This window comes from Holdemania massiliensis, from assembly GCF_022440805.1.
GTDB lineage: Bacteria > Bacillota_I > Bacilli_A > Erysipelotrichales > Erysipelotrichaceae > Holdemania > Holdemania massiliensis_A.
This window is the reverse complement of record NZ_JAKNTK010000001.1, coordinates 2572047-2586072: the sequence shown is the minus strand read 5'-3', so window position 1 is coordinate 2586072 and position 14026 is coordinate 2572047. Positions and strand designations below refer to the sequence as shown.

Genomic DNA, 14026 nt, shown 5'->3' with positions numbered 1-14026 from the left:
ATTGGAATGAGATGATAGTTTATCTGTGTTCAGTTTGCCGTGCCTTTGCTGTTCTTCAGGAGCTGAACAGTTATCCACATTTATTTCAGTATCCATCCCGATATTTTTCTCTTGCTGCTCAGGTCTTACGGAAGCATAAAAAAATCTCCCCGGTCAAGGAGAGATTTACGATCAAAACTGAAACAGAACACCAACGGCTGCCGATAAGGCAATCCAGACAATCGGATGTTTTTTGATTTTGGTCGTCAGGAATAACAAGATCGCAAATAAGAGAATGTTTTTTAACGGAAACAGATCGACCAGATTGCCGGAGGCTTGAAAGGCACTGAGATTGATGACTGAAACATTGACCAGATTCAGCGCCGCACACAGGATCAAGGCCGCGACTGCAGGTTTTAGACCGGTAAAGATCGCTTTGACAACCGGGCTGTCACTGAACTGTTTTAAGAAGTGTGCGATGATAATGATGATCACAATGCTCGGCAGAACCAAACCTAAGGTCGCGATGAGCGAGCCGGGGATGCCGGCTGTTGTAAAACCGCTGTAGGTGGCCATATTCACACCCATCGCTCCCGGCGTGGATTCTGAGATGGCAATCATGTCGACTAAGGTTTCAACGGTAAACCAGGTGTATTTTTCAGCCAGCTGATGCAGGAAGGGAATCGTTGCCAATCCCCCGCCGACGGCGAACAAACCGATCTTGAAAAATTCCAGGAATAACTGAATCAGGATGCTCATGCTTTCTTCCCTCCCAGCTTATATTTCAAAAAGCCGAACAAACCGGCGCCCAGTGTAATAAAGACAACCGAAATATTCGTAAACAGCGATAAGAGGAAGGCGAAGATAAACAGGATTACGCCAAAGCTGTCTTTTACACCGTTTTTAATCAGCTTGTAGACCGAGGTCAGCACCAAGACGCAGACGCCGACGCGCAGGCCGGCAAGCGCATGCTGGACGATCGCCAGGCTGGCGAAGTTCTGAATGAAAGCCGCGATGATCACGATGATGATCAGCGAGGGGAAAACAAAGCCGAAGGTCGATACCACTGCGCCCAGGATCCCTTTTTGATAATAACCGATAAATGTCGATACATTCACCGCAATGATGCCCGGCGTACACTGGCCGACGGCGTAGTAATTGGTGATTTCATCGTAAGTCGCCCATTTTTTCTTTTCCACGATTTCTGATTCCAGCAGCGGAAGCATGGCATAACCGCCGCCGAACGTGAACAGCCCCAGCTTGCTGAAGGTTGCAAACAATTCCAAATAATCCCTCATGATTCTGTGTTTCCTTTCTTAACCAGGTGACAAATGACTGGATAGTGATCCGATGGATACAATCCGTTAAAGCAGGTCGTGATAATCCGCGTCGAATGAACATCAAATTCCTCGCTGACGTAGATGTAGTCAATCGGCTGCCGGTCTTCTTTCAGCCGGCCTTTGCCATAGTGGAGAGTATTGAACATGGCCGAGGAATCATAGACCGGCTTCAGATGCAGCCGATTCTCCGGCATCGTCAATAACTGCAGCGCCGGACTGGACAGCGTGGAATTCAGATCCCCCATTAAAATCAGGGGACAGGTCGCTTCTTTCTGCAGCCGCTGCATTTCACTGATAATCGTACGGACCTCAAATGTCCGGGTGTACGAAAGCAGATGATCCAGATGCGTATTGAAGACTCGGAAAACTTGTTCGGTTTCACGATCTTTCAAATGGACCATCGTGCAGATCCGCGGAAAAATGCTTGTCCAGGTGCGGCTGCCGGCTTGATCCGGCTGTTTGGAAAGCCAGAATGTTTTTTCGCCCAGCAGATCAAAGCGATCCTTTAGAAACAAAATATCCGAATGTTCGTTCATGAACTGCCGTCTGCGGTTGCGGGCCTGGCCGACAAACTGATATTGCGGCAAAAGCGCCTGCAGCTGTTCACGCATTAAATCGCTTAACTCCTGGACGCCGATGATATCGGGAGAGGTCGAAGCGATCAGATTGCGGACATACTGCCTGCGGGTATCCCAGCGCAGATTCTTTCGGGTAAAAAACAAATCATTTTTTAAATTGAAGGTCATTACCTTTATACAGGTCATTTCATCACCGCCGTTTTTCATTATACTCAAGTTTACCGGGTTTTACAAAGCAAAAGGGATGAAAGATTGTTTCTGAAAGTGTTTCACAGAAAGTTCACAGGCGCTAACCAAAAAAATTTATAGCCGAAGAAAATTTCAAATTTCAATGTAAGCGCTTAATAATTGGAAAAACATCTTCAATCACCTCTGTTGAGCGTGATTTTCAAGGATCGACCGAAATAACATTTAGACAAAGCACAGGGAGTGTCCAAATGGAAATATTGACACGACCCTGGAATTACGCTAAAATGGGAATAGTCAAATTAAACGCTTACAAAGGGAGGAATTACACTTATGGAAATTGTAAATGTTCGTATTGACGAAAGATTGATCCACGGTCAGGTTGCAGCTGTCTGGACGAATACTTTAAACGCTACGCGTATCATGGTTATCGATGATATGGCAGCGAAGGATGAAATTCAGAAAATCGCGCTGAAGATGGCTTGCCCATCCACAGTTAAACTGTCGATTCTGCCAGCTGAAAAAGCAGCAGACAGACTGAAAAGCGAAGCTTATCCGACGGATCGTATCTTTGTCGTTCTGAAAGGTCCAAAGACGATTAAGCAGGTTGCGGATGCCGGTTATATGTTCCCGGTTGTCAATGTCGGCAACATGTCCAACAAGCATGGCTCAACGCAGGTTAAGCGTTCGGTCAGCGTTACGCCGGAAGATGTCGCTGCGTTCAGAGAACTGACGGACAGAGGCGTTAAGTTTACAGCGCAGATGGTTCCGACAGAAGAAAAAATCGACTTCATGCCGCTGATCAAAGACCTTTAATCAGGTTAAGCAAAACTGAAATGAAAAGAAGCAGCTGGACCGGGCAAACCGGAGCCGGCTGTTTTTTTAAGTTATGAAAGCAGGTGGATTTGCCGCGGGCGCATTGGTTTTGTCTTTGACAGAAAGTGTTCAGTCAGTATAATGATAAACAGTACGAAATGATTTTTGACAGAGGTCAGAGAAACAGAAAAGAAGGAGAACCATGTCCATGAAGGTATTAGCCAGTGATTTTGACGGTACGTTATTTTTTAAAGGTCAGTTTAAAAACGATGATCTCAAACAGATTCGCACGTTTCAAGCGCAGGGACATCTGTTTGGCTTATGTACGGGACGTCCGCTTTCCGGGGTTGCTGCGCCGATTCAGGGTCAGCTGCGCTGTGACTTCATGATTCTCAGCAGCGGGACGCTGATTCTGGATCACGCTGGCCGAACTCTATATAAAGCCTGTATTGACCGGGAAACCGCTTTTCGGGTCAGCCGCTCGTTGGACAAAGAAATTGATTTTTATTATCAGACCAGTGAAGGAACCTTCTGTCAAAGACAGCCGGATGGTCAGCTTCCGCCTTCCGCTTCGATTCTGACAGCCATTCCTTACCGCGCTTTTTCGCAGCTGGATGAACTGACGGCCGAGATTTTTGGATTGTCTTTGTATGCTGCTACAGAGGATCGAGCGCGATTAGAGGCGGATCGGATCAATCGCATGTTTCCTGAACTGGAGGCCTTCCAGAATGAAGTTTGGATTGATGTAGCCCGGCGCGGCTGTTCCAAAGGCTTCGGGATTGAAGTGCTAAAACGTCATCTGCAGCTTAAGACGATTGCCGGAATCGGCGATTCTTATAATGATATTCCTCTGCTGCGCTCCACTTCCCCCAGCTTTACCTTCCATACTTCTCCCGCTTCGGTCAGACACGAAGCGCAGATTGTGGTCAGTTCCTTGGCGGAAGCGCTTGAAAGGCTGATGGAAGAATAGAACAGACGAATAAGCACGAAAATAAAAAATCCGCACGCGGCGGATTTTCTGTTTTATTTTTCCTTTTTCTGCATCTGTTCTTTGATGATAGCCAGAGCCTTAGGCGGAACTAAATGCTTGTCACCGCTAAAGGTGATGACGGCAACAAAGGCCATCGGCATTTTTTTCTTCTCAAAGTCTTTGATGCTTTTGTAACGCACGACTTTACCGCGGTTGATAAAGGCGGTGCTGCTGTAATAGAACTTGTACTGAATGTTGGCCATGAAGAATTCCGCCAGAAACAAAAAGAATATCAGAACCCCCAAGGCAACTGTCGTATAATCTTCAATTGTATAACCGTAGATTCCTGAAATAATGCCGACGATCGACAGGGTAATATAAGCAATTTTCGGACCTTTGGAAAAATCCATACACTGATATTTGGAACTGATTCCCCCGGCCGCGGCGATCGCTTCGCGCGCATTCTTTAACTCTTTCATCCGCGAGGCGAAAATCAATACTGCCACCACGGTAATAAACGCTACAATCCACATACATCCTCACTCCTCAACTGATTGATTCGGTTTTCTTTTCCATTATATCAAAAATCCAGGAAAAAACGAGGGAAAATGAAGAATTACGAAATGGGATTCTGACAGCGCTTTCGGTTTCGCGTCGAATTTTGAATGACGAACAGAGGGAATTTTGTTATAATGAAACGCAAGAGGTGAAATCAATGGAAGAAATGAGAGCGAAACTGTGTCGGATCGCCGATTTGCCGCAGTCGGGAAAACCCGTTGTTTCGATTAATATCAAGCCGTACATGTCGATTATTGTCTGCATTCTGGTAGGAATTTTGATGATTGCAGCAAAATTTGTTTGGATTGTCGGAGCTGTTCTGATTGTTGTAGCGCTGCTGGTTTTATGGAAGACGCCTAACTATATCTTGTTAGAGGCCTATCCAGATTATTTTGTCGTTTATACGCGGGGCGATGAAGAGCTGTGCCAGATGGTTCGCTGGGATGAGGTACAGGAATGGGTGTTCCGTCAGGGAAAAGCCGGAATGGATATGCTGGTGGTTCGCGTCAGCGAGGAAGAATTTGTGTTTATCAATGCTTACAGCAGTACCAAACTGGTGCATTGCTTCAACAAATTTGTACCAGATAAGGAAGCCCATCGGCAGCAGCAGGCAAAGATGAAAAATTCGCCGTTTAAATGGCCGGAGAAGTGGGGCAGAAAGAAATAAGTGGACGGGAAAGCAAATATCCGCTGGAGGTTATGATGAATATTGATGATTTGATTATAAAATATGGTTTAACAATTGGACGTCGGTTTACCCGCAAGGAAAAGAATTTTTTCTGCAATGAGATCGGCAAGGATTTCCAAGCATTGGGTTATTCTGTACGCGGTGCGATGGGAAAGAAAAAAAGAACGAAGGGCATGAATTTGATGATCGGCAATGTCGGCAAGGCAAAAACGATTTTTGTAGCTCATTACGATACGCTGAATCATGATTTCGGCAATCCGATTCGTTATTTTCCGCTGGACGGCAATGCCAGTTTTTCTTCTTCTTTCCTGCCGATGAATACGCCGGCGATCTTAAGCATGGTGCTGGGGTTAATTTTATTGCTGGGGTTGGGCCGCCGGATTAACTTCGAGGATAATTTTGTTATGTCCGTGCTGATATTGGGGGTGTTGATTCTTCTGATTGTCATTTCCTTTATGATGACATTCCGCATCGGCAATAAAGTAAATCTGAATCGAAATACTTCAGGGGTGATTACGGCCTATCTGATTGCTCAGCAGCTACCGGAAAAGCTTCGGGATCAGGTGGCATTTGTGCTGACTGACGGCGGAAATGGAACGCATGTCGGCGACTATATGCTTCGGGATGCGCTTCCCAACACGATTAAGGACCGCAATGTGATTATTTTGGACTGCGTCGGCAAAGGACCGCGCTTGGGCATTGGTTATTTTGAAGCCAGCAAAGGCAATGCTGAAAAGCTGGAGGCGATTGTGAAGCGGCAGGATGGGGATGCTAAGCTGCACATGAGCTTAGTCGATGAAGATCATGTAAAGTATACGTCGCTGTCCTTCTATGAAAAAGGAATGATCGTCTGCCGCGGGAAAAATATGAATGGTTCATTGATTGTTGAGAATACCGCGACGAATCATGACGATGAAGTGGAACGGGAGAAAATTGAAGCTTTAGCCAAAGATCTGACTGAACTAGCTAAACAAATTTCTTAAACAGGAGCAATCCTGTTTTTCTTTTTGCTTGGAAGGGATGTTCAAAAGGGGAAAAGGCTTCTCATAAAGGATAAGACTCAAATCAAGTCGGCAACAGAAAAACAGCTTTGTCGGCCGTGCTGAAAAAGCAAAATCAGACAAGGCAAGAATTTCTGCACGGATTTGTCTGATCTATCCACAGGCATCACATAAGACCGAGCGCTCAGATAATCTCGAATACAGTGATAAGAAAGGAGATCATAAACTTTTTTGGGATATTTGATTCATATTGAAATCCAGACAGGGTAGATCTAAACCAGATAACATCGCAGACTTGGCCGAGGCAGTCATTCTGTATGCTAAGTTCAGTTTCTTGTCACTGTGAATCAGAGAAGTTCTAAAACGGGAGCCTGATGAATACAATAATAAAAGCTCAATTTCATATGGAAAACATAACAATTTTATGAAACAAACAAGAAAATTGTGAAAGTTTTAGAAGAAAAAACGGCGTGGAAACAGCTCTCTGAATTTATAATCATAATTATTAATAATGCTTGTATACAGGGCGAATTGGGAATATTCATCCATTTGTTTAATGCATAAATTGCGGTTCTAATTTTGTGAAAATTTCTTTGAATTATGTGAAAAATATGTGTTGAGGCTTTACAAATCCCACTTTCTAGTGTATCATTTAATCATCGAGAAAACGGTTACATCTGAACTGCGGCGTTGCGTAAGAAGCCACGTGGGCCGAGGTACAGAGAAATTGTTTTCGAGGGTCCGGGCAACCGGAAAAAACCAAAGACACAAAAGGTTAGAAAGGGAGGACTATTTATGTCTGGAGGGTTGAGTATTATCCAAATCCTGCTGATTACAGCATGGGCATTTTGGAGCATCATCGATAGTTTGTCTTGGAACATCGGTTTCAACAACTGTATTCTTGCATGCTTATTCACCGGCCTTGTCGTAGGCGATATGAGATACGGCTTAGTTGTTGGTGGTACGTTACAGATGACACAGTTAGGCGCTGGCACATACGGAGGAGCTTCGATTCCGAACATCACTTCTTCGGGTATGATCGCTACAGCCTTAGGCGCTGCTTCCGGCGCTGACCCGATTGCAATGGCTTCTTCAATCGGTATCGCATTAGCTGCATTATTCACACAGTTGGATATTCTGGCTCGTTTCTCCAACACTGCATTCCAGCACATCGCTGACAAGTATGTTGAAGAAGACAACACTAAGGGTATTGCACTGATGAACACATTAGGTATTATTCCTTGGGGCCTGTCCCGTGGATTGCCTGTTCTGTTACTGCTGGTTGCTGGCCAGGGCGTTGTTGACACTCTGATCAAGATCATTCCGGCATTCATCATGAACGGCTTCAAATTCGCTGGCGGCTTGCTGCCAGTCGTTGGTTTCGCAATCTTGATGCGTTACCTGCCAGTTCTGAAGAAGCCGCAGTTCATTATCCTGGGCTTCGTATTAGCCGCTTATATCAATATGCCGATTCTGGGTATTGCCTTGATCGGTACAGCCGCAGCTTTGATCACTTATCAGAATGCTACTGCTAAGTTAGCTGCAGGCGCTGCACAGGGAGGCGACGACGATTATGACGAATAGTAAGAAGTTCACTAAAAAGGAATTAAGAAGTCTGAATCTGCGCTGGATCTGGAACTCTCAGATTGGCTGGAACTATGAACGTATGCAGGGCTTAGGCTACCTGACCACCATGCTGCCGGTTATCGACAAGCTGTATGGCGATCGTCCTGAGCTGAAGCAGAAAGCGTTGAGAACACATTCTGTATTCTTCAACACACAGCCTGCAATGGGTGATATCATTGTTGGTATGAATATCGCTATCGAAGAACAGACAGCTGAATCTGGTACAGGTTTGGATGTTGCTGCTTCGATTAAGACAGCGTTAATGGGACCATTTGCTGGTATCGGTGATACAATCTTCGGTATGATCGCGGGTGCGGTCTTCGGATCTATCGCTGCAACAATGGCTCTGGAAGGCAATGCATTAGGTATTGCTATTTGGGAAATCTGGATGGTTGCTGTCCTGTTATTCCGTACAAAGATGTTTGACATGGGCTATGAACAAGGCGTTAAGCTGGTTACTTCCCTGTCTGGCACGATGAACGCTCTGACAGAAGCTGCTTCTGTTCTGGGCTTGACCGTTGTCGGCGGCATGATCGCGCTGAACGTTAAGTTCCCTCTGGCTACTCTGAAAATGAGCTTAGGTATTGATCCAGAAACTGGCGAAGAAATGTTCAATGAATTCAACCTGCAGAAATATGCTGACAGCATTATGCCTGCGTTGTTCCCTGCATTATTCGCAGCTCTGTGCTACTGGATGCTGGGCAAGAAGTGGATGAACTCCAACAAGCTGATCCTTTGTGTTGTTCTGTTCGCTATCGTTCTGGCTTTCTTCGGAGTTCTGGCTTAATTCAAAACTCTTACAAGCAATGTCTTCGGACATTGCTTTTTTTGCTGTGTGCCAGGCATGACATATATCTAACTGGTGAAAGTCCAGTCACGGGTAGTTGCCGCCAAGTGTAGTGAACCACAAGCCGTTGGTAGTGATACCATGGGTGAAGGAAGTGGTGTAGCGAATCTTTCGAGCTTACGAAAAGAAACTTGATGAGGCTAAATGGTGGATAAGGTTGCAGTACAAACCAAAGTCCAAAAGGTAAACGTAAAACCAAGACAGTAAATCAAGAGGTTGTGAAGAGAAAGATATATGTCTTACCCTGGGAGATCTTGCGAACAAGGAAGTCCAATAAACTTTAAAATCAGTGATGGTACCCATGGTCGAAAAAGGTTTATCGCAAGAAGTCAGATGAAGTCATAGTAGGTAGAAATACCGAAGGACTGAAACGTTTATAGAGTGCGAATCGCTATAAGCAATGTTTGGATAGTCCGAAAATGAGGATAGCCTAGAACTGTGAATCGTAAGCACAGATGGTGAAAGTAGTGGGGATGTTTCCAAATCGATTTACAAGTAGAAGGAGGAGCAGCAAATGAAATTAATGGAAAAGATTTTAAGTGAAGAGAATTTGCAAAAGGCAATCAAAAAGGTCAAACAAAACAAGGGAGCACCTGGAATGGATAAGATGACAGTGCAAGAAGTCGAACAAGGGTTTGGACAATATCAAGAAGAAATTGTTTCCTTGATAATGAACAAGCAATATCGACCCATGCCAGTGAAAAGAGTCTATATTCCAAAACCAAATGGAAAACAAAGACCATTAGGAATACCAACCGTTGTTGACCGAGTTATCCAACAAGCTATTCTACAAGAACTCACAAAAATCTATGAGCCTATATTCAGTGAACATAGTTTTGGATTTCGACCAAGGCGAAGTGCACATATGGCAATGGAAGAAGTGTTAAATAACTTAAATGATGAATACGAATGGATAGTTGATTTGGATATTGAAAAATTCTTTGATACCGTAAATCATGACAAATTAATTTCAATCTTAAGAGAGAATGTCAATGACGCAACAACATTACATTTGATAAGAGCCTATCTAAGAGCAGGTGTGTTAGAGGATGGACTCGTCAAAAGTACTACGGTTGGCACACCTCAAGGAGGACCAATTAGCGTTATTTTATCAAATATCTATTTAGATAAATTGGATAAAGAGCTAGAGTCTAGAAACCTTAAATTTGTAAGATACGCCGATGACTGTATGATCTTCGTCAAAAGCGAAATGAGTGCGAACCGTGTAATGAAGTCAGTGACATCATGGCTAGAGAGAAAACTATTCTTGAAAGTGAGTGCAACAAAGACAAAAGTCGTCCGCCCAACGAAAGGGCAATTCCTAGGATTTACCTTTTATAAGAATGGACAAGATTGGAAATGCGTACCTACGAAAGATAGAAAGAAACGACTGTATTCTAAGATTAAAACATTGATGAAGAGAAAACATGCCATATCAAGACCGCTGGCAGTTACATTTGCGAAAGTAAATCAAACTGTAAGAGGTTGGATAAACTATTTTAAGATAGGTAGCATTAAAATGTTTCTTGATGAATTTGGGCAATGGCTACGCCATAAGGTACGATGTATCATCATCAAGCAATGGAAGAAACCAAAGACGATATATAGAAATCTAATGAAGCTAAATATAGTGAGCAAATGTAAGTTTAGCGAAGAAGATATCTATAAGTGTGCTAACACGAGATTAGGGTGGTATAAAAGAAGTGGGATGAATATCGTAAACTTTACATTATCACCAAAAGTTTTAGGCATAAAGAAAGGGGACAGACCAGGTTTAGTCAATCCCCTAGAATACTATCTTAAGAGTTTGTGATTCGATATAAATGTAGAGCCGTATACGAGACCCGTACGTACGGTTCAATGAGAGGGGCGAAAGTTAAAACTTTCCCTCTACTCTATTGAAAGTGAAAAAAAGAGAATCTGCTGTTAACGAAAACTTAACAAATTCGTTACGCAGAGACTCTTTTTTTCATTTATAATGGGCATGCTAAAGCAGAGGAAAGGGTTGTTATACGTTATGGATATCAGTTTTATCATTGCCTTGATGGGCGGACTGGCGTTATTTCTATATGGAATGAAAATGATGAGCGATGGATTGGAATTATGTGCTGGGGATCGGCTGCAGTCTATTCTTGAACGGCTGACTTCAAATCGACTGATGGGGGTAGTTGTCGGAGCCCTGATTACTGCTCTGATTCAAAGTTCCAGTGCAACCACAGTCATGACAGTAGGATTTGTCAATGCCGGCTTAATGACATTGCCTCAGGCTGTCGGTGTGATTATGGGGGCAAATATTGGTACGACGATTACCGGCCAGCTGATCGCGCTGGATATTGGTGCTGCGGCACCGGCTATTGCTTTGATTGGTGTCGTCATGGTTGTGTTCCTGAAAAAAGAAAGAACCAACGCTGTCGGGATGATTGTCGGCGGTCTTGGCATTCTCTTCATCGGTATGGGGATGATGAGTGATGCAATGGCGCCGCTGCGGGATAATGCGGCCTTTCTGTCCCTGATTACCGCCTTTAACAATCCTGTGATCGCAGTGCTTACCGGAGCGGTTTTTACGGCTGTCATCCAAAGCTCCAGTGCTTCAATCGGGATTTTACAAACATTGGCGAACAATGGATTAATCACTCTGCAGCATTCGGTTTTCATTTTATTTGGGATGAACATCGGAACGTGTATTACTGCTGTGCTTTCGTCACTCAGCTCCAATCGGAATGCAAAACGGGTGGCTTTGGTTCACTTGCTGTTCAATGCCGGCGGCGCTCTGTTGTTCAGCGGAGCTGTGCTGCTGCTGCCGCTGACTGATTGGATTGCCCAGTTTACACCTGCTAATCCGGCGGCGCAGATCGCCAACTTCCATACGCTCTTCAACGTTGTGACGACATTGGTTCTGCTTCCGTTAGGCAGCGGATTGGCAGCTCTGGCAGTAAAGCTGCTGCCGGAGGAAAAGGAAGCGGTCAAGCCGGTTATTGAAATCACACGCATTCCGGAACAGCGTTTAGGCAATGTCACGATTTCACTGCACGAGATCAGCGAATTGTTAAATCGGATGTATCATTTAGTTCAGTCCAGTCTTGAAGAAGCGTTTTGCGGCCTGACAACCTTGGAATGGGATAAAGAAAAAATTTTGGCACAGGAAAGTGAGATTGATACGATCCACCGCACGATTATTGATGCGATTCCGGTCGTGGCCACAGCGCGGATGAATGTTGAGGATTCCCGCCGGCTGAATGTTTTATTTAAAATTAATAATGATCTGGAACGGATGGGCGATCATGTTGTTAACTTATCGGAACATGCTTCCCAGATCCTGAAGGAAAAGCAGAAAATCACACCGCAGGCAAGCCGGGAATTGGCAGAGCTGCAGACAATTCTGAATCAGACCGCCGCGCTGCTTCCGGCCATTGAAGAATATCACCGTGCAGATACATTGCAGCACATTGATCAGCTGGAGGAACAGATGGATCAGTGCTGCGAAAAGAGCCGCCAGGATCAAATTCAGCGCCTTCGCAGTCAACAGATTGACGGTTCGCTGTGTGTGGTGTTCAGTGAAGTGCTGACGGATTTGGAACGGATTCATGATCACTACCATAACCTTGCCCAACAGCTCTATCATGAAGAATTAGCCGCATCCTGAAGCAAAATATTAATCGGAAAGCTTCAGCCAGAAAATTCAGGCGTAAAGAAAAGACGGGAGCTGTTTCCCGCCTTTTTGTTTCATGAACGATGAATAAATTAGTCTTCGTCCGAGCTCATGCTCGCCATGAAGGCTTTGACATCCACGATGCCTTCACGTCCCTGAGCGATCAGGTTTTCAACCGATTCACTCTCTGACAGGATCGCTGTCAGAACCATAGGGAAGTTCATGCCGGCAACGAAGTGGAACTTCGGGTTCGTAGCGAACTCAACAAACGTTGTGTTGCATGGGGAGCCGCCGAACAGATCCGCAAAAACTAAGACTTCGTCATACTTGTCAAACTCCGGCTTCAATTCGTTCAGTTTTTCCTTAAACTGATCTGGGCCATCTGTTGGCAACAGGCAGCAGGAATACAAATTTGTAACTTCGCCCGCGATCATTTTCAGAGAACCTTTGAAAGCTTCTGCATACTGACCATGGCTAATTAATAAAATACCTCTCATGAATGATTTCCTCCTTAAGTTACAGTTTTATTTTAGCATAATCCCCGTCAATTTAATAGAATTTTAAATATAGAAAAGAGTCAAGTGTGTTAAAATAACAATAAGGGAGATTGCATAATGAAATTTAAAATCAAAGAACAAACCAAAGAGAATATTTTAGCCCTGACCTGTTCGGGGATTTTACTATTAGGTTTCTATTTTCTGGTCACTCAGTTTCCGCTGCTCAAGCAGTTTTTGGGAAATGTGATCGGAATTCTGCTTCCATTTATTCTGGGCTTTTCCCTGGCTTTTCTCTTAGCGCCGGTTACAGCGCGGGTTGAAAAGAAATGGCTGGCCAAATCAAAGATGAAGGCTTCCACCAAACGCAAGATCGGTGTCGCAGCGGCGATCGTCTTCTTATTCCTTATCCTGATCAGCTTTATGGCGATATTAATCCCGCAGCTGCTGGAAAGCATCATGACGCTGTCAACCCAGCTCAGCGATTATCTGGGAAAGGCGAACACACTGTTAAACGAAATTACGGAAGGGCTGGGGTTCAAGACAGGCTGGCTGGAAATTCTATTCAGCTCCAGTGAGGCGCTGCTGGAGTCCATGCTGGGGATGGCTAAGGATTATGTGCCGAAGATTCTAAGCTATTCCTGGCTGTTTGTCCGTCAGACCTTTAACTTCTTTATCGCGGTCATCATTGCCGTATATATTTTGTTGGAAAAAGAACGGTTTACCGGTCAGTTTAAAAAGCTGGCTTATGCGGTACTGCCCAAATCCAAGGTAGAATCGCTGATTCAGTTAAGCCGGCTGACGTCGCGGATGTTCAACAGCTTCATTATCGGCAAATTGATTGATTCCCTGATTATCGGTGTAATCTGTTTTGTCGGCATGTTGATCATGCGTCTGCCGTTTGCGGTGCTGATCAGTTTTATCGTCGGGCTGACCAATATGATTCCGGTTTTTGGTCCGTTTATCGGGGCTGTGCCGGGAATTTTCATCCTCTTTATTGTCGATCCGATTTATTCCCTGATCTTTGCGGTCTTTGTCCTGCTTCTTCAGCAGTTTGACGGCAATATCCTCGGCCCGATGATCCTGGGCGATCAGTTGGGGCTGCCAAGTCTGTGGGTCATGTTTTCCATCATTGTCGGGGGAGGCATGTTTGGAATTCTTGGTATGTTTCTGGGGGTTCCGATCTTCGCCGTTCTCTATGTCGTTGTCCGCGGCTTTGTCAGCGGAAGGCTGAAAGAGAAGAATATTCAATCTGAAGATATGCTGTAAAACGGGCTGCATGCCCGTTTTTTCT

General features: G+C 44.6%; 14 protein-coding genes. 9 read left to right on the top strand and 5 right to left on the bottom strand.

Annotation, left to right across the window (positions count from 1 at the left end; all coding sequences use genetic code 11):
* Positions 1-171: 171 nt before the first annotated feature.
* Genes MCG46_RS11870 through MCG46_RS11860 form a run of 3 tightly spaced genes read right to left on the bottom strand, consistent with a single transcriptional unit; the run spans position 172 to position 2083 of the window.
* On the bottom strand, positions 172-738 hold the full coding sequence (locus tag MCG46_RS11870) for a chromate transporter (protein WP_240280190.1): 567 nt from the start codon (positions 736-738) through the stop codon (positions 172-174).
* Positions 735-1277, bottom strand: coding sequence for a chromate transporter (locus MCG46_RS11865; protein ID WP_240280189.1), 543 nt, complete (start codon positions 1275-1277; stop codon positions 735-737). Before MCG46_RS11865 ends, MCG46_RS11870 begins: the two co-directional genes overlap by 4 nt.
* Entirely contained in the window at positions 1274-2083 is an 810-nt protein-coding gene (locus MCG46_RS11860) for an endonuclease/exonuclease/phosphatase family protein (protein ID WP_240280188.1), read from the bottom strand. Before MCG46_RS11860 ends, MCG46_RS11865 begins: the two co-directional genes overlap by 4 nt.
* A 333-nt stretch (positions 2084-2416) precedes the next feature.
* On the opposite strand from MCG46_RS11860, the gene MCG46_RS11855 reads away from it, so the two are divergent.
* Positions 2417-2899 (top strand): PTS system mannose/fructose/N-acetylgalactosamine-transporter subunit IIB, encoded by a 483-nt coding sequence (locus MCG46_RS11855; protein WP_020223963.1) that lies wholly within the window; start codon positions 2417-2419, stop codon positions 2897-2899.
* A gap of 202 nt (positions 2900-3101) precedes the next feature.
* Entirely contained in the window at positions 3102-3869 is a 768-nt protein-coding gene (locus MCG46_RS11850) for an HAD family hydrolase (RefSeq protein WP_240280187.1), read from the top strand.
* Between the two features lie 53 nt (positions 3870-3922).
* Here the strand turns inward: MCG46_RS11850 and MCG46_RS11845 are convergent, their stop codons facing one another.
* Positions 3923-4402: a hypothetical protein gene (locus MCG46_RS11845; RefSeq protein WP_240280186.1), complete on the bottom strand. Its 480-nt coding sequence runs from the start codon at positions 4400-4402 to the stop codon at positions 3923-3925.
* 182 nt (positions 4403-4584) lie between these two features.
* On the opposite strand from MCG46_RS11845, the gene MCG46_RS11840 reads away from it, so the two are divergent.
* The 6 genes from MCG46_RS11840 (at position 4585) to MCG46_RS11815 (ending at position 12232) form a co-directional block, all read left to right on the top strand.
* A complete protein-coding gene (locus MCG46_RS11840; RefSeq protein WP_240280185.1) occupies positions 4585-5094 on the top strand; it encodes a hypothetical protein in 510 nt (169 codons plus the stop codon).
* A 35-nt stretch (positions 5095-5129) separates the two neighbouring features.
* Positions 5130-6098: a hypothetical protein gene (locus tag MCG46_RS11835; RefSeq protein ID WP_240280184.1), complete on the top strand. Its 969-nt coding sequence runs from the start codon at positions 5130-5132 to the stop codon at positions 6096-6098.
* 813 nt (positions 6099-6911) lie between these two features.
* Entirely contained in the window at positions 6912-7700 is a 789-nt protein-coding gene (locus MCG46_RS11830; RefSeq protein WP_240280183.1) for a PTS mannose/fructose/sorbose/N-acetylgalactosamine transporter subunit IIC, read from the top strand.
* Positions 7690-8529 carry a PTS system mannose/fructose/sorbose family transporter subunit IID gene (locus MCG46_RS11825; protein ID WP_240280182.1) on the top strand — a complete coding sequence of 280 codons (840 nt, stop codon included), beginning with the start codon at positions 7690-7692 and terminating at the stop codon, positions 8527-8529. Before MCG46_RS11830 ends, MCG46_RS11825 begins: the two co-directional genes overlap by 11 nt.
* A gap of 574 nt (positions 8530-9103) precedes the next feature.
* Complete coding sequence (gene ltrA, locus MCG46_RS11820) at positions 9104-10402, top strand: group II intron reverse transcriptase/maturase (protein ID WP_240276617.1); 1299 nt, start codon at positions 9104-9106, stop codon at positions 10400-10402.
* Between the two features lie 204 nt (positions 10403-10606).
* Positions 10607-12232, top strand: coding sequence for a Na/Pi cotransporter family protein (locus MCG46_RS11815; RefSeq protein WP_240280181.1), 1626 nt, complete (start codon positions 10607-10609; stop codon positions 12230-12232).
* 98 nt (positions 12233-12330) lie between these two features.
* Here MCG46_RS11815 and MCG46_RS11810 read toward each other — a convergent pair whose 3' ends face one another.
* Positions 12331-12735 (bottom strand): PTS sugar transporter subunit IIA, encoded by a 405-nt coding sequence (locus MCG46_RS11810; protein WP_240280180.1) that lies wholly within the window; start codon positions 12733-12735, stop codon positions 12331-12333.
* 117 nt (positions 12736-12852) lie between these two features.
* Between MCG46_RS11810 and MCG46_RS11805 the strand changes: the two genes are divergently transcribed.
* Positions 12853-14001: an AI-2E family transporter gene (locus tag MCG46_RS11805; protein ID WP_240280179.1), complete on the top strand. Its 1149-nt coding sequence runs from the start codon at positions 12853-12855 to the stop codon at positions 13999-14001.
* Positions 14002-14026 lie beyond the last annotated feature (25 nt).